Annotated in this window: 16 protein-coding genes and 1 pseudogene; 8 read left to right on the top strand and 9 right to left on the bottom strand. The window is 72.4% G+C overall.

Annotated elements, in window-relative coordinates:
• The first annotated feature begins 22 nt into the window (after positions 1-22).
• Positions 23-433 (top strand): YjbQ family protein, encoded by a 411-nt coding sequence (locus BA062_RS29765; RefSeq protein WP_110342384.1) that lies wholly within the window; start codon positions 23-25, stop codon positions 431-433.
• On the opposite strand, the pseudogene BA062_RS29760 reads toward BA062_RS29765, so the two are convergent.
• Positions 377-1,429 (bottom strand): annotated as a pseudogene (locus tag BA062_RS29760) (ABC transporter permease); the annotation flags it as partial. The gene BA062_RS29765 and the pseudogene BA062_RS29760 sit on opposite strands and share 57 nt — an antisense overlap.
• Before the next feature lie 108 nt (positions 1,430-1,537).
• Between BA062_RS29760 and BA062_RS29755 the strand changes: the two are divergent.
• Positions 1,538-2,236: an HAD family hydrolase gene (locus BA062_RS29755; RefSeq protein ID WP_245960067.1), complete on the top strand. Its 699-nt coding sequence runs from the start codon at positions 1,538-1,540 to the stop codon at positions 2,234-2,236.
• A 5-nt stretch (positions 2,237-2,241) separates the two neighbouring features.
• On the opposite strand, the gene BA062_RS29750 is transcribed toward BA062_RS29755, so the two are convergent.
• The gene (locus BA062_RS29750) at positions 2,242-3,189 is read right to left on the bottom strand and encodes a DUF8017 domain-containing protein (protein ID WP_110342383.1); all 948 of its coding nucleotides are present in this window, start codon (positions 3,187-3,189) and stop codon (positions 2,242-2,244) included.
• 11 nt (positions 3,190-3,200) lie between these two features.
• The gene (locus BA062_RS29745; RefSeq protein WP_110342382.1) at positions 3,201-4,949 is read right to left on the bottom strand and encodes a proline--tRNA ligase; all 1,749 of its coding nucleotides are present in this window, start codon (positions 4,947-4,949) and stop codon (positions 3,201-3,203) included.
• Between the two features lie 103 nt (positions 4,950-5,052).
• On the opposite strand from BA062_RS29745, the gene BA062_RS29740 reads away from it, so the two are divergent.
• Together BA062_RS29740 and yaaA are read left to right on the top strand one after the other, a co-directional pair.
• Entirely contained in the window at positions 5,053-5,406 is a 354-nt protein-coding gene (locus BA062_RS29740) for a VOC family protein (protein ID WP_110342381.1), read from the top strand.
• An 18-nt stretch (positions 5,407-5,424) separates the two neighbouring features.
• Entirely contained in the window at positions 5,425-6,168 is a 744-nt protein-coding gene (gene yaaA / locus BA062_RS29735) for a peroxide stress protein YaaA (RefSeq protein WP_110342650.1), read from the top strand.
• On the opposite strand, the gene BA062_RS29730 is transcribed toward yaaA, so the two are convergent.
• On the bottom strand, positions 6,155-7,270 hold the full coding sequence (locus BA062_RS29730) for an NAD(P)/FAD-dependent oxidoreductase (protein WP_110342380.1): 1,116 nt from the start codon (positions 7,268-7,270) through the stop codon (positions 6,155-6,157). The genes yaaA and BA062_RS29730 overlap by 14 nt on opposite strands.
• Before the next feature lie 204 nt (positions 7,271-7,474).
• Between BA062_RS29730 and BA062_RS29725 the strand changes: the two genes are divergently transcribed.
• Together BA062_RS29725 and BA062_RS29720 are read left to right on the top strand one after the other, a co-directional pair.
• Positions 7,475-8,434, top strand: coding sequence for a serine protein kinase RIO (locus tag BA062_RS29725; RefSeq protein WP_110342379.1), 960 nt, complete (start codon positions 7,475-7,477; stop codon positions 8,432-8,434).
• A gap of 191 nt (positions 8,435-8,625) precedes the next feature.
• Positions 8,626-9,951, top strand: coding sequence for a DEAD/DEAH box helicase (locus BA062_RS29720; RefSeq protein ID WP_245960066.1), 1,326 nt, complete (start codon positions 8,626-8,628; stop codon positions 9,949-9,951).
• A gap of 271 nt (positions 9,952-10,222) precedes the next feature.
• Here BA062_RS29720 and BA062_RS29715 read toward each other — a convergent pair whose 3' ends face one another.
• Positions 10,223-10,930, bottom strand: a complete 708-nt coding sequence (locus BA062_RS29715) for a PIG-L deacetylase family protein (RefSeq protein ID WP_391356412.1) — start codon at positions 10,928-10,930, stop codon at positions 10,223-10,225.
• Between the two features lie 71 nt (positions 10,931-11,001).
• Between BA062_RS29715 and BA062_RS29710 the strand changes: the two genes are divergently transcribed.
• On the top strand, positions 11,002-12,189 hold the full coding sequence (locus tag BA062_RS29710) for an 8-amino-7-oxononanoate synthase (RefSeq protein WP_110342377.1): 1,188 nt from the start codon (positions 11,002-11,004) through the stop codon (positions 12,187-12,189).
• Between the two features lie 129 nt (positions 12,190-12,318).
• Here BA062_RS29710 and BA062_RS29705 read toward each other — a convergent pair whose 3' ends face one another.
• The 3 genes from BA062_RS29705 to BA062_RS29695 are packed head-to-tail and all read right to left on the bottom strand — an operon-like array spanning position 12,319 to position 14,110.
• On the bottom strand, positions 12,319-12,834 hold the full coding sequence (locus BA062_RS29705; protein WP_110342376.1) for a pyridoxamine 5'-phosphate oxidase family protein: 516 nt from the start codon (positions 12,832-12,834) through the stop codon (positions 12,319-12,321).
• Between the two features lie 55 nt (positions 12,835-12,889).
• Positions 12,890-13,321 carry a GNAT family N-acetyltransferase gene (locus BA062_RS29700; protein ID WP_110342375.1) on the bottom strand — a complete coding sequence of 144 codons (432 nt, stop codon included), beginning with the start codon at positions 13,319-13,321 and terminating at the stop codon, positions 12,890-12,892.
• A 12-nt stretch (positions 13,322-13,333) separates the two neighbouring features.
• Positions 13,334-14,110, bottom strand: coding sequence for a S1 family peptidase (locus BA062_RS29695; protein WP_110342374.1), 777 nt, complete (start codon positions 14,108-14,110; stop codon positions 13,334-13,336).
• An 89-nt stretch (positions 14,111-14,199) separates the two neighbouring features.
• Between BA062_RS29695 and BA062_RS29690 the strand changes: the two genes are divergently transcribed.
• A complete protein-coding gene (locus tag BA062_RS29690; protein ID WP_110342373.1) occupies positions 14,200-15,696 on the top strand; it encodes a cobyric acid synthase in 1,497 nt (498 codons plus the stop codon).
• On the opposite strand, the gene BA062_RS29685 is transcribed toward BA062_RS29690, so the two are convergent.
• Positions 15,681-16,706 carry a CobW family GTP-binding protein gene (locus BA062_RS29685; RefSeq protein ID WP_110342372.1) on the bottom strand — a complete coding sequence of 342 codons (1,026 nt, stop codon included), beginning with the start codon at positions 16,704-16,706 and terminating at the stop codon, positions 15,681-15,683. The two genes, BA062_RS29690 and BA062_RS29685, sit on opposite strands and share 16 nt — an antisense overlap.
• Between the last annotated feature and the right edge of the window lie 81 nt (positions 16,707-16,787).

Below are 16,787 nucleotides of genomic sequence, written 5' to 3'. Positions count from 1 at the left end.
TGGTGAGCGATACGGTTGTGCTATGTACTCCACCGAGATCGAGCTGCGTACCGGCGGAAACGCCGTGGTACAGGACCTGACCAAGGAAGCGGAACGATTTCTCGCCGATGCCGACGCGGGCGACGGCCTCCTGCACGTCTGGGTCCCGCACGCGACGGCGGGGCTGGCGATCCTGGAGACCGGCGCGGGCAGCGACGACGACCTGCTGGCCGCGATCGACGAGCTGCTCCCCCGCGACGACCGCTGGCGGCACCGGCACGGCAGCCGTGGCCACGGTCGTGACCACGTGCTGCCCGCCTTCCTACCGCCGTACGCGAGCGTTCCCGTGCTCGGCGGGGTGCTCGCCCTCGGCACGTGGCAGTCGATCTGCCTGGTCGACACCAACATCGACAACACCGTGCGGCGACTGCGGTTCAGCTTCCTCGCCGGCTGAGCCGCGCCGCGGCCAGAGCACCACGAGCAGCCCGGCCACGAGCATCGCGCCGAGCACCCACACGCCCGTCGCGACGTCGGGCGCGTCAGGCGTGCCGACGAGCAGGCTCCGCAGGCCCTCGGTCGAGAACCGGAACGGCGTCCACGACCACAGCAGGTTCGCGTACGCCGGGTTGAGCATCTCAGGCACCTGGCTCGCCACCGACGGCGCGAGCAGGTAGAGCGGACCGAGAATCGCCATCGCCCTCACCCCGAGCAGGCGCAGGAGCCCGGCCTGCAGCGAGGCGAACGCCATCGCGGTCAGGAAGACGAAACCGATCGTCTCCCAGCCGAGGTGCAGCGAGGAGTCCCACAGCGCGACGAAGCCGACGAGCGCACCGGTCACCAGCACGCTGGTGCCGAGCACCTGCGTGAACCGGGCGAGCGGCGACGGCAGGGCCCCCCTGCGCTGCGAGAGCACCGTCAGCGCCGCGCCTGCGGCGAGCCCGCCGACCCACGCGAGCGCGCTGAGGCCCAGCGGGGCGAACCGGCCGGCGGCGCCGGTCTCGTGCACGGTCTCCACGGCGACGGGAGCCGCCGCCCCACCCTGGGCGAACGCGGCCGTCAGTGCCTGACCCGCACCGGTCAGCCCCTGCTGCGCGAGCTGCGTCCCGGTCGGGTTCACCGCACCGGAGACCACGACCTTCGCCGAGGGCGCCCCCTGCGCCGCGGTCAGCTCGAGAACCCCGTAGACCTCCTTGTCCTCGAGCAGCTGCCTGCCCTCGGCCGGAGTGGTGACGCGCCACCCGAGCACCTCGCCGCCCTGCCCCGCGACCCGCTGGGCCGCCTGGTGCAGTGGCCCGGTCGCCGGCGCCGAGACCGCGACCGGCACGTGCTTGGGCGCGGCCGTGGTCTGCGCGCCGAACGTGAGGAACCCCAGCACCACGACGGCAAGGCCGCCCACGAGTGCCGTCAGCACCGCGAGCCGTCCACCTCCGCGTGACGTCGGACCAGCCATGCTGATCCCCTCCCAATTCTTCCTCCGTTGAATTACACGACCACGGTACGGTCGTCGCGCGGAAGATGTCAACGTCCGTTGAAAACAGCTCCCGGTAGCGTGAGCGGGGTGACCGCTTCGCCGAACCGCCTCGTGCTGTGGGATATCGACCTGACGCTCGTCGACCTGCGCGGGCTCGGCGGCAGCTGGTACACCGAGGCGCTCGCCTCCGTCGCCGGCATCGCGCTGGAGGAGATGCCGAGGTTCGCGGGCCGCACCGAGCTCGCCATCACCACCGAGCTGCTGACCGCACACGGGATCGAGGCCGACGACGAGCTCGTCCAGCGCGTGTGGCGGGAGCTCGTCGCCCTCTCGACGCGGTCACTGCCGACGCTGAGCGGCCGGGGACACGCACTGCCCGGCGCGCAGGACGCGCTCGCCGCGCTCGCCGGGCACGGCGTGGTGCAGTCGCTCGTCACGGGCAACCTGCCGGAGATCGCCGAGCACAAGCTGAGCGCGTTCGGCCTGCACACCCACATCGACTTCGGGATCGGCGGCTACGGCTCGCTCTCGGCACACCGGCCCGACCTCGTCGAGCGCGCCGTCGCGCTGGCCTCGGCCAAGCACGGCACCACGTTCGCGCCCGGCGCCGTGGCGGTGGTCGGCGACACCCCGCACGACATCGAGTCGGCGCTGCACCACGGTGCGGTCGCGGTCGGCGTCGCCACGGGCTGGTACGGCGAGGACGAGCTGCGGGCCAGCGGCGCGCACGTCGTGTTCGGCGACCTGTCCGACACCGCCGCCGTCCTCGCGGGACTGTTGCGTTAGGACGGTCAGGACGTGGGCGTGGCCGGAACCGTCGTGCGGTCCTCCTCGGGCACCGACCGCAGGCTGTGCAGGATGCGCAGCAGCTCGTCGCGCGTCGGCGCCCCCGCGTAGTCCTGGTCGGCGTAGGTCACCAGCACGGGGATCCGGCCCGTGCCCCCGGCAGGTTCCACCGCGATCGCCGCCACGAGCGCGCGGTCGGGCAGGCAGTCACCGCCCTCGGTGGTCACCTCCACCACCGTGATGCTCGCCGGCTGCGTGGCGTCGCCGCCGAACGACACCGTCGCCTGCTCGGGCGCACCGGCGGCGAGCGCGGGCGCGGGGCCGCCTTCCTCCGAGTAGGCGTGGCCCGCGAGGAGCTCGGCGGTCTCCCTCGCCGCCGACGCCGGGTCAGCGCTGTCGACCGGGGTCACCCCCGCGCCCCCTCGGTCCCGGTGGTCACACACCTCCCCGCCGGTGAACGCGCTGGCGGCGAGCGTGATGCCGGGGCGGACGTCGTCGGCCTCCCAGCCGTGGATCACGCTCGGCTCCGGTGTCCACGACGGCGGCACGTCGTAGGCGTACGCGCCGTCGCCGCCCGCGACGGACTGCCAGCCCTCGACCACGGGAGGCACGATCACGTCCGGTTCCGGCGTGTACGGAGCCGCCTCGGTGACGGGCGGCGCGGGCGACGAGGCGTCGTCGTCCTCGAGATTGCCCGCGATGCCCCTGGCCAGGCTGATGACCCCGCCGACGAGCGTCAGCAGCAGCACCACCGCGAACGGAGCCTTCTTCCGCTTCGGGCGCGGTTTCGGCGGTTCGGGAGGAGGCGGCGCCTGCGGGGCGCTCCTGACGAACTCCGGCGTCGCGTCGGCGGCATCGGCCGGCTCGTACCCGCCGATTCCCTTGAGCGCCGCGCGGTCCTCGTAGCCGTACCGAGCCGAAAGATCGTCCGGCTTGCGACGCCACCACCCCATGCGCGCGGACTCTACCGGCTGTTGAGAGACACCACGTGCTCGACGACATCGTCGACGGCGATCTCGGAACGCTCCCCCGTCGCCCTGTCCTTCACCTCGACGACGCCCTTCGCCAGCCCGCGGCCGACCACCACGATCGTCGGCACGCCGATCAGCTCAGCGTCGGCGAACTTCACGCCCGGCGTGGCCTTGCGGTCGTCGAGCAGCACCCGCACACCGCGCTCGGAGAGCTGCGCCGCGATGCGCTCACCGCCCTCGGCCACGGTCTCGTCCTTGCCCGCCACGACCACGTGCACGTCGGCGGGGCCGATCCCGCGCGGCCACACCAGCCCGAGCTCGTCGTGGAACTGCTCGGCGAGCACGGCGACGAGCCGGGAGACGCCGATGCCGTAGGAGCCCATCGTGATACGGACCGGCTTCGAGTCGGGCCCGAGCGCGTCGACCTCGAAGGCATCGGTGTACTTGCGGCCGAGCTGGAAGATGTGGCCGATCTCGATGCCGCGCGCGGCGACGAGCGTGCCGTGCCCGTCTGGCGAGGCGTCGCCTTCCCGCACCTCGGCGGCCTCGATCGTGCCGTCCGGGGTGAAGTCGCGCCCGCACAGGAGGTCGACCACGTGGTGGTCGGCCTTGTCGGCGCCGGTGACCCACGCGGTGCCGCGAACGATCCGTGGGTCCACCAGGTACCGGACGCCGTTGGCCTGCAGCGCCCCCGGCCCGATGTAGCCCTTCACCAGGAACGGGTTGGCGGCGAAGTCGCTCTCCTCGAGCAGGGCGACCTCGGCGGGCTCGAGCGACGCCTCCAGCCGCTTCAGGTCCACCTCGCGGTCGCCGGGGACGCCGACGGCCAGCAGCTCCCAGTCCTTCTGCCCCGGCTGGCGGGTCTTCACCAGCACGTTCTTCAGCGTGTCCGCCGCCGTGAACGTGCGGCCGAGGTCGGCCTTGTTCAGGAAGTCGACCAGCGTCTCGATGGTCGGCGTGCCGGGCGTGTAGTGCACCTGCGCCTCGGGCCTGCCCTCGACGGGCTGCTCGGCGGGCGGCGGGGTGACCACGGCCTCGACGTTGGCGGCGTAGCCGGAACCGGTGCTGCGAACGTAGGTGTCCTCGCCCGTCTCGGCGACAGCGAGGAACTCCTCCGACGCCGAGCCGCCCATCGCGCCGGACGTGGCCTTGACGATGACGTACTCGAGCCCGAGCCGGTCGAAGATCCGGATGTAGGCGTCGCGGTGCAGCTGGTACGAGCGGGCAAGGCCCTCGTCGTCGAGGTCGAAGGAGTAGGAGTCCTTCATCACGAACTCGCGCCCGCGCAGGATGCCGGCCCGGGGCCGCGCCTCGTCCCGGTACTTCGTCTGCACCTGGTACAGGATGACCGGATAGTCCTTGTACGAGCTGTACTCACCCTTCACCGTGAGCGCGAACAGCTCCTCGTGCGTCGGCCCCAGCAGATAGTCGGCGCCCTTGCGGTCCTTGAGCCGGAACAGCGCGTCGCCGTACTCCGACCACCGGCCCGTCGCCTCGTAGGGCTCCCTCGGCAGCAGCGCGGGGAACTGGATCTCCTGCCCGCCGATGGCGTCCATCTCCTCGCGCACCACCGCCTCGATGTTGCGCAGCACGCGCAGCCCGAGCGGCAGCCAGGAGTAACCGCCCGGCGCGACGCGGCGGACGTACCCGGCCCTCACCAGCAGCTTGTGGCTGGGTACCTCGGCGTCCGCCGGATCCTCCCGCAGCGTGCGCAGGAACAGCGACGACATCCTGGTGATCACGATGTTCTCCTGGGAAGCGCAAAAGACGTTCGTCGAAGGGTAGCCAACGGCCGCCTAGCTGCTGCAACCGGTATTTGTCGTACCCCCTCCCTAGTGTCACGGCATGACGATGCAGCTGGGCATGGTGACGATCGACTGCGAGGACCCGCGGAAGCTCGCGGCGTTCTGGTGCGAGGCACTGGGCGTGGAGATCGCCGCCGACTACGGCGAGTACGTGATGTTGTCGAGCACGACGGAAGGAGGGGTGCGGCTGGCCCTGCAACGCGTACCGGAACCGCGCACGGGCAAGAACAGAGTGCACCTGGACTTCGGCACCGGCGACCGGGAGGGCGAGGTGGCACGCCTGGTGGGACTCGGGGCCACGGCGCTCGCCGCCCACGAGATGCCGGGGCTGATCTGGACGGTGCTGGCCGATCCGGAGGGCAACGAGTTCTGCGTGGGGAGCTATCACGACTGACCACTAGACTTGCCGGCCGTGCTCGTTCTGCTTCCTCCCTCCGAGACCAAGGCCGATGGCGGCGACGGCGGTCCACTGGACCTCGGCGCGTTGTCCTTCCCCGAGCTGAACCCGTTGCGGCGCAAGCTCATCGACGCGCTCGTGGACCTGTCGGCCGACGTGCCGGCGAGCCTGGCCGCGCTGGGACTCTCGGAACGGCAGCAGGACGAGGTGGCCCGCAACGGGCGACTGTGGACCGCGCCGACCACTCCGGCGCTGCGCCGCTACACGGGCGTGCTCTACGACGCGCTGGACGCGGGGAGCTTCCGCAAGAGCGAGCTGGCACGGGCCGAGCGGCGGCTCGCGGTGGCGTCGGCGCTGTTCGGCGTGGTGCGGGCCGGTGACCCGATCCCGGCGTACCGGCTCTCGGGTGGCAGCGGAGTGCCCGGGTTCGGCACGCTGCGCTCGCTGTGGCGGCCGGTGCTCGAACCGGTGCTGGCCGAGGTCGGCGAGCTGGTGGTGGACCTGCGCTCCGGCACCTACGCGGCGCTCGCGCGCGTGCCGGGCGCGGTGACGGTGCGCGTGGTCACCGAGGACGCGGCGGGCAGGCGCAAGACGGTGAGCCACCACAACAAGGCGTACAAGGGCAAGCTCGCCGCCGCGCTGGCCACAAGCAGGGCCACACCATCCACAGTGGACGGTGTCGTCTCCGTGGCGGTGAAGGCGGGCATCTCCGTGGAACGCACCGGCGAGCACGAGCTGGAGCTGGTCACCGGGGCGTGAAGCGCTCCGGAGCCAGCGCGCCGAGGTCGTCGGCCACCGGCTGGTCCAGCAGCAGCGAGGCGGTCAGGGCCGCAGCGTAGGGGCCCAGCGTCAGGCCGGAGGGGCCGAAGCCGCTGAGCACGAACACCTCGGGGTACGCGGTCAGCGCGCCGAGCAGGGGCCTGCCGTCCGGGGTCGCGGGGCGGAAGCCGATCCGCGTTTCCACGAGCGTCGCGTCGGCGAGCCCCGGCGCGACCGCGAGCGCGTTGTCCAGCACCTCCTGCTGGCCCGCCGCCGTGATCCGGTGGTCGAAACCGGAGCCGGTCTCCCTCGTGGCTCCCGCCACGACCCGTGAGCCGGGGAACGCCAGGAGGTAGTGGCTCGACAGGGGCAGCACCACGGGCCAGGCCGCGGTGTCGGTGCCGGGCAGCTCGAAGTGGCTGATCTGGCCGCGTTGCGGTTCGACCCCGATCCGCACTCCGAGCGGTGCGAGCAGCTGCGCGCTCCACGCGCCCGCGGCCACGAGCACGCGGTCGGCCGCCACCAGCTCCCTGCCCACGCGCACGCCGGTGACGTGCTCGCCCGCGACGTGCAGCTCCGCCGTGCCCTCGACCAGCCGAGCCCCGAGCCGGATGGCCGCACGCAGCATCGCCGCACGCAGCCTGCGCCCGTCCACCCGCCCGGCGCCGGCGACGTGCACGGCTCCCAGTCCGGGCGCCAGCGCGGGGAACAACTCACGCGCCTGTGTGGCGTCCAGCAGGCTCACCTCGCCCGCCTCCGGCCACCGGGTCGCGTTGGCGCTCACCCGCTCGTGCACTTCGGCCAGCTCCGCGTCGTCCTCGGCCACGACCATGCCGCCGACCAGCTCGAACGACGAGTCGCGCTGGCCGTCCTCGGCGAGCCGCTCGGTGAAGGTCCGGTAGTACGCCGCGGCCCTGGCCGCGAAACCGAGCTCGGCGTCGTCGAGCTTGCGCGAGGTCCACGGGCAGACGATTCCGGCGCCCGCGGCGGTCGCCGTACCCGGCAGGTCCGCGTCGGCGACCACGACCTCCGCGCCGAGCCTGGCGAGCTGATAGGCCGCGCCCGCCCCGGCGATCCCCGATCCGATGACCACGATCCGCATGATCCCCAGCTTGCCGGAATTCGGTTGCGCGCCCGCAGGCGACCCGGGACAGTGACAGGCGAACCGTGAGGTCCGGCGGAGAGCCGGCGAGCCGAAGGAGGTGCCTGGTGTCTATCGAGGTCACGGGCGTTCCGTTCGCCCGCCCATCCGCCCCGCCGCGCTGATCGCCAGTACTGGCGGGGCCTTCCACGAGGAGCCCCTCCAGTGCGATCGCACGATTTTTCCGATTTCGACCGTTTCGACGACCGTCCCGTCCGCCGCAAGCCGCGCAAACCACGCTTCGCCGATGAGCCCGCTCCCGCGCGAGGTGGACGGCTCACCGAGCACGAGCGCGCCCGGCTCGCCCGGCTGCGCGACGACGCCTACACCGAGACCGAGCTGCCCGGCGGTGCCGACCGCTGGTCCACGTGGGACGCGGGCGGCCACGGCCCGAGCCCGTTCCCGGACTGGGTGGTCACCGAGCTCGCCGCCACCGACACCGAGCTCGGTCTGCTCAAAACGGGCAAGGAGGCCGACGTGCACCTGCTGCGGCGCGGGCTGCCCGACCGGTCGCGGGAATGCCTGCTGGCCGCCAAGCGGTACCGCTCCGACGAGCACAAGACGTTCCACCGCGACGCCGGTTACCTCGAGGGCAGGCGCGTGCGCCGGTCCCGGGAGATGCGGGCGATGCGCAAGCGCAGCGCGTTCGGCCGCAACCTCATCGCGGAGCAGTGGGCCGCGGCCGAGTTCGCCGCGTTGAGTCGCTTGTGGACGATCGGTGCGCCCGTGCCGTACCCGGTCCAGCTCTCGGGTACGGAGCTGCTCCTGGAGTTCCTCGGCGACGATGGCGGAACCGCCGCTCCCCGGCTCGCCGAGCTGCGGCCGGGCCACGACGAACTGCTGCGACTGTGGCACCAGCTCGTCGTGGCACTGGAGCTGCTGGCCGGGGAAGGTCTGTGCCACGGCGACCTCTCGCCGTACAACGTGCTCGTCCACGATGGACGGCTGCTGCTCATCGATCTGCCACAGGTGGTGGACGTGGTGAGCAACCCGCGCGGGGCGGCGTTCCTCGAACGTGACGTGCGCAACATGGCGAAGTGGTTCGCCGCAAGGGGTCTGGACGCAGGCGAAATCGCGGAACAAGAGCTGGCAGCGAGGCTGCGCCGAAGCGCCGGGGCGCCCTGAGGTAGAGTGGTGGAGCACCGCCAAGCCCGAGTAGCCAGAGCGCGGTGCTCCACCCATCAGTTGGCGCGTGGTGCCCAGTAGCACCGTGCGCCGGGTCCGTCCCTGTGAACGCCCATCGCACCACCATCGCGACCTGCCCCTGTGCGGGCAACCGGGCCTCCTTGCGACGTACCACGTCCGAGAGGCATTGCGTGACAACGACTTCGTTCGCCGACCTGAACCTTCCGGCTCCGCTGCTGCGTGCTCTGCAGCAGGCGGGCATGGCGGAGGCGTTCCCGATCCAGGCGGCGACCCTGCCCGACGCGCTGGCAGGCCGGGATGTGCTCGGCCGCGCCCAGACGGGCTCCGGCAAGACCCTCGCGTTCGGCCTGGCACTGCTGTCCAGGTTGCACGGCGGCAAGGCCCAGCCGAAGCAGCCCCGCGCGCTCGTGCTCGTTCCCACCCGTGAGCTGGCGATGCAGGTCGCCGACGCGCTCATCCCGCTGGCCAAGTCGCTCGGCCTGTGGTGCCGCACGGCCGTCGGCGGCATGGCCTTCACCCGGCAGGCCGACGCGCTCGCGCGCGGCGTGGACCTGCTGATCGCCACGCCCGGCCGGCTCTCCGACCACGTCCGGCAGGGCACCTGCCGGCTCGACGCCGTCCAGTTCGTGGCGCTCGACGAGGCCGACCAGATGGCCGACATGGGCTTCCTGCCGCAGGTGCGGGAGATCCTCGACCTGACCCCGGCCGATGGCCAGCGCCTGCTGTTCTCGGCGACCCTCGACGGTGACGTCGAGCGGCTCGTCAAGCGCTACCTCACCGACCCGGTGACGCACTCGGTGGCACCGGTGACGGCCAGCGTGACCACGATGGACCACTTCCTCCTGCAGGTCTCCCACGAGGAGAAGCAGGCCGTGATCACCGAGATCGGTGCCCGCGAGGGCCGCACGATCATGTTCGTGCGCACCAAGCACCACGTCGACCGGCTGACCACGCGGCTGCGCTCCAGCGGCGTGCACGCGGGCGCGCTGCACGGCGGCAAGACGCAGGGCCAGCGCAACCGCGTGCTGGCCGACTTCAAGGACGGCCGCACCCACGTGCTGGTGGCCACCGACGTCGCCGCGCGCGGCATCCACGTCGACGACGTGAGCCTCGTGGTGCACGTCGACCCCGCCGCCGATCACAAGGACTACCTGCACCGCGCGGGCCGCACCGCGCGCGCGGGCGCGTCGGGCACGGTGGTGACGCTCGTGACCCGTGACCAGCGGCGCACGGTGCGCAGGATGACCGACCGCGCGGGCGTGAAGCCGGCGTCGGCGACCGTCCGCCCCGGTGACGAGGAGCTGGCGCGCATCACGGGCGCCCGCACGCCGAGCGGTGTTCCCGTGGTCGAGCAGCACCGCGCGCCGCGTCAGCAGGGTGGCCGTCGTGGCGCCCCCGGTCGCGGCAGGCCCGCCTTCGGCGGCCGTCGCGAGCCCGCGAACAAGGGCGGCCGCCCCCAGCGCGGCAACCGCCGCCCCAGCCACACCCACGCCTGACCCACCCAACCGCGGTGAAGGCCACCTTGCCTGCGCCCACCCGTCGCCCGCGCCACCACCCAACCGGAGGCGCTCCGCGCCGCTGTGTTCGATCAACGCAGGCAAGGTGACCTTCACTGCAGTCACGGACAGTCACTGAGGGCTTCAGCTGATCTGCCCCCAAGGCCACCTTTGTTGCGTGGAATCGACACAGTGGCGCGTCAGCGTCTCCGTTTGGGCGGTGGGGGGAGACGGGCGGGCGCAACAAAGGTGGCCTTGGGGGCGGTTGGCGTTACTGCATGGGGATGAGTTCGAAGGCGCAGGCCAGGACGCCGCCGAAGCGTTGACCCGTCTCCGTGGCGGCCTCGCGCAGGAACCCGGGGTCGGCCATCGGCCCGGACAGGCCGTCGAGGTAGGCACGGTGCGCCTTGAGCGACTCCACCGCGCGGTCCATCGTCGCCGTGATGTCCACGGCGTGCGTCGCCTTCGGAGATGCCGCGACGGCGACCCAGCGCACCCCTGACCACGGCTCCAGGCCCTCGTCCAGCAGGTCCCGGAACACCCAGCGGTTGGCGGCGTCACGCACCGCGTCGAGGGTCGCGAGCCCGACGTTGCGGTGGTCGGCCATGTTGAGCCACGGCCCGCCCGGCCACGTGTCGTGGTGGTTGGTCATCACCACCAGCTCCGGGCGGTGCCTGCGGATCGCGGCGGCGAGGTCGCGGCGCAACGGCAGGCCGTACTCGATCACGCCGTCGGCGTAGTCGAGGAACTCCACCGTCTCCACGCCCACGACGCGCGCGCTCGCGATCTGTTCCTGTTCCCGCAGCGGGCCCGCCTCCTCCGGCGTGAGCCCGTCGATGCCTGCCTCCCCCCGCGTGGCCAGCACGTACGCCACCGAACGGCCCTGGTCGGTCCACCGCGCGATCGCGCCCGAGCTGCCGTATTCCAGGTCGTCGGGGTGCGCCACCACGGCCAGTGCGCGCTCCCAGTCCTCCGGCATCGGTGCCAGTTGTGCGTCCTCTGTCACCCTCGCTCCCCACTCCTTTCCTGCCCGGTGCGAGACTGCCAGGCGTGAACGCACCCGGTCCAGCTTTCCCCGCAACCCAGCCAGACCAGGTCTTCGACTGGCTCGACGCCGAGGCCACCAAACGCACCGAAGCGGGCCTCACCAGGCGTCTCCGGCCGCGCGGACCCGTCTCCGACGAGCTCGACCTCGCCGGCAACGACTACCTCGGGCTGGCCAGGGACAAGCGGGTCGCCGGCGCGGCCGCGGCGGCCTCGCTGCGCTGGGGCGCGGGTTCCACCGGCTCCCGGCTGGTCACCGGGTCGACCGAGCTGCACGCCGAACTGGAGCACGAGCTGGCCCGCTTCTGCGGTACGCAGGCGGCGCTGGTGTTCTCGTCCGGGTTCACGGCCAACCTGGGCGCGGTCACGGCGCTCTCGGGCGCCGAGTCGGCGATCGTGACCGACAAGTACATCCACGCCTCGCTGATCGAGGGTTGCCGGCTCGGCCGCGCCGACGTCGCCGCCGTGGCCCACGGCGACCCGGCCGCGATCGCGCACGCGCTGGCCACGCGGCGCAAGCGCAGGGCCATCGTGGTCACCGACTCGGTGTTCTCCGTGGACGGGGATCTCGCGCCGCTGCGGGAGCTGTCCGAGGCGTGCCGCGCCCACGGTGCCGCGCTGCTGGTCGACGACGCCCACGGCTTCGGCGTGCTGGGCGCGGGCGGGCGAGGCGCCGTGCACGAGGCGGGCCTGTCCGGCGAACCGGACGTGGTCACCACCATCACGCTCTCCAAGGCGCTCGGCGCGCAGGGCGGCGCGGTGCTGGGGCCGCGCCGCGTGATCAAGCATCTGGTGGACACGGCGCGCAGCTTCATCTTCGACACGGGCCTCGCGCCGGGTAGCGCGGCAGCGGCGCTCGCGGCACTCGGCGTGCTGAAGGAGGAACCGGACCTGCCCGGCAAGGTCCTCACGGCCGCGCAGGGACTCGCGAACGGCTTGCGGGAAGCCGGTTTCCGCGTGAGTACGCCCTATGGCGCGGTGGTGTCGGTGCAGGCGCCGAGCGCGGACGCGGCCGTCAGCTGGGCGGCGGCGTGCGCCGAGCACGGCATCCGGGTCGGCTGTTTCCGGCCGCCCTCGGTGCCCGACGGTGTCTCGCGCCTGCGGCTCACCGCGCATGCCGCGCTCGCGGAGTCCGATGTGGAGCGCGCGGTGAAGGTGATCACCGAGGTCGCCCCGCGCGGAGCACGCGGCTAGAGACCTTTTGGGCCGTGGCGGAGCCGGGTGCGGTGGGTGTGCAGTGAAGGCCACCTTCGCTGCGTTGAGCGCAGGCAAGGTGGCCTTCACTGCGGTCGGCTCCGGGGCTTCGAGAGCGACGAGGCCACGTCAGGCTCGCTGGAACCGCCAGCGGGTCTGCCCGTAGGTGCCCTTGGCGAAGCCGAACGCCGTCCTCGGCGCCACCTCGTACACCAATGCCGTACCCCCGTCGCCGTGATGGAAGGCGTTGTCGCGCACCGAGAACCGCCAGTCTTCGCCGTACTTCGCCACGTACGCCTCCGCGATCCGGCGCAGCCGTGCCTCGTCGCGCACGCGCACGGCGTCGCCCTCGACCACGAGGTCAAGGCCCGCGTCGAGGTCGTTGCTGCCCGTGGTCATCGTGCAGTGCGGATTGCCCTCGAGGTTGCGGTTCTTGCGCTCGTCGGCACCCGTGCAGAAGTGCAGCGCGCCTTCCAGCCACACCCCGATGAGCGGCGTCGTGTGCGGACGCCCGTCGGGGCGGACGGTGGACAGCCAGTACAGCGGCGCGGCGGCCAGGTGCTCGCGCGCCCGCGCCCAGGTGGTCGCCGTGGCGCCGGGCTCACTGAAGCGATGGTCCAGCTCGGTCGCCGGTTCGGTGGTCATGGTCCCTCCTCGTCGTCGCGGTCCTGACAAAGCAGACCGCGATGACGAGCAGAACTCATCGCCTGCGCATCCGGATGTGCGGGATACCGTCCTCGTCGAACTCCTCGCCCTCCGGTTCGAAGCCGAAGCGGGCGTAGAAGCCCTGCGCGTAGGTCTGCGCGTCGAGCACGCACTCGGCGTCGCCCGCATACTCCAGCGCCGCCGCCATGAGCCGCGCGCCGAGGCCGGTGCCCCGCGCCGACGCCGCCGTGCACACGCGCCCGATGCGCAGGACGCCGCCGGGCTGCTCGAGCACCCGCAGACAGCCGGTGACTCCGCCGTCACCCTGTTCCCAGATGTGGTGGGTGCCGGGCAGCAGGTCCTTGCCGTCGATCTCGGGATACGGGCACTCCTGCTCCACGACGAACACGTCGACGCGGAGCCGGAGCAGGTCGTGCAGCTCGGCGGCGGTCAGGTCAGTGCCCTTGCGGGAGTGAAAGTCGGCCACCCCGCATGACTATCAGATGCCGGGAAGGTCCTCGACGTAGGAGGACACCCTGGTGTACACGCCGGGCTTGCCCGCCTGCGCGCAGCCGTCGCCCCACGACACCACGCCGATCAGCGTGTCGCCCACCACCAGCGGTCCGCCGGAGTCGCCCTGGCACGCGTCCACGCCACCCTCCGGGTAGCCGGCGCACAGCATCGTCTGCGGATCGTAGGTGTCGTAGGACTGCCCGCACGACAGGTCGTCCACCACCGGCACCTGCGCGCTGCGCAGCGTGTCGGACTTCTCGCCGCCCTCGGAGAGCCTCCCCCAGCCGAGCACGGTCGCCATCGTGCCCGGGGCGTACAGCGCCTCGTCCTGTGGTCCGGCCACCCGCGCGGTGCGGTAGGGCGCGCTGCCCGCGAGCGTCAGCACCGCGATGTCGTTGCCCGTGGTCGGGTCCTCGTAGTCGGGAGCGACCCACACGCGCCGGACGCCGAGCCGCATGCCGTCGGTTCCGCGTTTGTCCTGCCGACCCGCGACCACGCCCAGCTCCGAGCTGTGCACCGCGACCGCGCAGTGCGCCGCCGTGACCACCGTGTCGGCCGCCACGAGCGTGCCGCCGCAGAACTGGTTCTCGCGCTCGTCGACCAGGTAAACGGCGTACGGGTGGTCGGCGACCGACGCGTTCGTGCCGCCGACGATGTACGGTTGGGCGCCGCTGGTCTGCTGCGCCCCCGCCGCGGGGACGAACACCGCGCCCGCCAGCAGGGCCGCGGCCGCGACGAGCACCCGGCGCAAAGTCCTGGACATGCGATTCCCCCTTCGAAAACTCCCGTCCACCCTAGGCGTGAAGCGGCCGGGCACAGGGTCACCGGATCGGGTGGACTACGGTCTTCGGCGTGCGAGGTGGGCTGCTCATCGCGGGGACGACGTCCGACGCAGGCAAGTCGACGGTCGCCGCGGGCGTGTGCCGTTGGCTGGCCCGGCAGGGCGTGCGCGTGGCGCCGTTCAAGGCGCAGAACATGTCGAACAACTCGATGGTCTGCGCCGACGGCTCGGAGATCGGCAGGGCGCAGTGGCTGCAGGCCGTCGCGGCCGGAGCGGAACCCGAGTCGGCGATGAACCCGGTGCTGCTCAAGCCCGGCAGCGACCGGCGCAGTCACGTCGTGCTGCGCGGCAAGCCGTGGGGCGACCTCGTGGCGGGTGGCTGGGCTCAGGGCCGCCGCGCGCTGGCCGAGGCCGCCTACGCCGCGCTCGCCGAGCTGCGCGAACGCTACGACGTCGTGGTCTGTGAGGGCGCGGGCAGCCCCGCCGAGATCAACCTGCGCGAGGGCGACTACGTCAACATGGGCCTCGCGCGCGAGGCAGGGCTGCCCGTGCTGCTGGTCGGTGACATCGACAGGGGCGGCATGCTGGCCGCGATGGCGGGCACGGTCGCGCTGCTCGACGAGGGCGACCAGGCGCACCTCGCCGCGTTCCTGGTCAACAAGTTCCGCGGCGACGCCGCACTGCTGGAGCCGGGCCTCGTCACGCTGAGCGAGCTGACCGGACGCCCCGTGCTGGGTGTGCTGCCGTGGCTGTCCGACGTGTGGCTCGACTCCGAGGACGCACTGGCGATCGCCCGCTGGGACGGGCACCGGCGCGGCGCGGGCACCACGCTGCGGGTCGCCGCCGTGCGGTTCCCGAGGATCTCCAACGCCACCGATCTCGACCCGCTCGCGGCCGAACCGGGCGTGGCGGTGACCGTCACGGCCGATCCCGACGTGATCGCCGCCGCCGACCTCGCCGTGCTCCCCGGCACCAGGTCCACTGTGGAGGACCTGAACTGGCTGCGGCGGCGCGGGATCGCCGACGCGGTGCTGGCGCGCGCGGCGGCGGGCAGGCCGGTGCTGGGCATCTGCGGCGGGTACCAGATGATGGCCGGGACCATCCACGACGACGTCGAGTCCGGTGCGGGCACGGTCGACGGGCTCGGCCTGCTGCCGTTCACGGTCCGCTTCAGCGAGGACAAGAGCCTCGCCCGCCCCTCCGGGCGGTGGCGTGGGCACGACGTCACCGGCTACGAGATCCACCACGGCGTCGCGAAGCACGAGCCCGGTGCGGCCGAGCCGTTTCTCGACGGCCTGCGTTCCGGGGCGGTGTGGGCGACGATGTGGCACGGCGTGTTCGAGAACGACGCCTTCCGCCGCGCCTGGCTCGCCGAGGCCGCCGCACAGGCCGGCGTGGCGTGGGAGCCCGCCGAGGCGCCGGGTTTCGCGGCCCGCAGGGAGGCCATGCTCGACGGGATCGCCGACGCCATCGAGACCACTGTGGACACCGAAGCCCTGCGTGCTCTCATCACCGGCGGGGTACCCGGGAACCTCCCCCGGCTCCGGCTGGGTCAGGACTCGACGTAACGCAGTACCGGCAGCATGCTCTGCTCGTCCACCGCGTCCGGTTCGGGTTCCTCGCACGCCCTCAGCTGCGCGCGCAACGCGTGCGGGTCAATGCCGGAGCCGATGAGCACGAGCTCGGTGCGCCGCTCGTCGCCCGCACCCCAGGCGCCCCGCACCAGGCGGGTGTAGGCGCCCACGGTGTGCAGCGTGAACCGCTGCCGGTGCCCCGGCACTCCGAAGTAGACGGTGCCCTTCATGCGGTAGAGCCCGCCCGGTCGCCCTTCGAGGAACGCGGCGAACCGGCGCGGGTGCAGCGCGCCCGCCGTGACGGTCAGGGTGTCGTAGGCGGCGTGGGCGTGCTCGTGACAGTTGTCGTGGGTGTCACAGTCCTCACGCAGGTCGTCGAAGGACAGCTGCCGCGCCACGGGCTCCGAACCGCGCACGGGGTCGAACAGCAGCTCGGGGTCGATCCGGCCGTGCTCGGTGGGCAGCACTGGTGTCGGGCCGGCCAGCTCGCGCACGAGCGCGGTGACCCGCTCGGCGGCGTCGGCACCGCCGACCCGGTCGAGTTTGTTCAGCACTACGAGGTCGGCCAGCCGCACATGTTCGTCGAGCTCGGGGTGCCGGGCGCGGGTGGTCTCGAACTCGGCGGCGTCGACCAGCTCGATGAGCCCGCCGTACTCGACGAGGGGGTCGGTGCTGGCGAGGACGAGCCGCACGAGCGAGCGCGGCTCGGCGAGCCCGCTGGCCTCGATCACCACGAGGTCCAGGTCGGCCGAGGTCAGCTTCGTGAGCATGGCGTCCATGCCCGCGGTGTCGACCGCGCAGCACAGGCATCCGTTGTCCAGCGAGAGCATCGAGTCGACCTGCCCGGCCACGCTCAGGGCGTCGACGTTGACGCTGCCGAAGTCGTTGACGACCACCCCGATCCGCACACCGCGCGTGTTGCTGAGAAGGTGGTTGAGCAGGGTGGTCTTTCCGGAGCCGAGGAACCCGGCGACGATGACGACCGGGACGCGACGCTTGGCCAAGGACACACCTTCCGGGGGAACAACTCCAGTATTGATCGGGTTGGGCTCAACGCAGGCCCACCACCGTCTGAAGGGTAACGC

This window comes from Prauserella flavalba (assembly GCF_003202235.1).
GTDB classification, from domain to species: Bacteria; Actinomycetota; Actinomycetes; order Mycobacteriales; family Pseudonocardiaceae; genus Prauserella_A; species Prauserella_A flavalba.
This window is presented reverse-complemented; position numbering and strand designations above follow the sequence as displayed.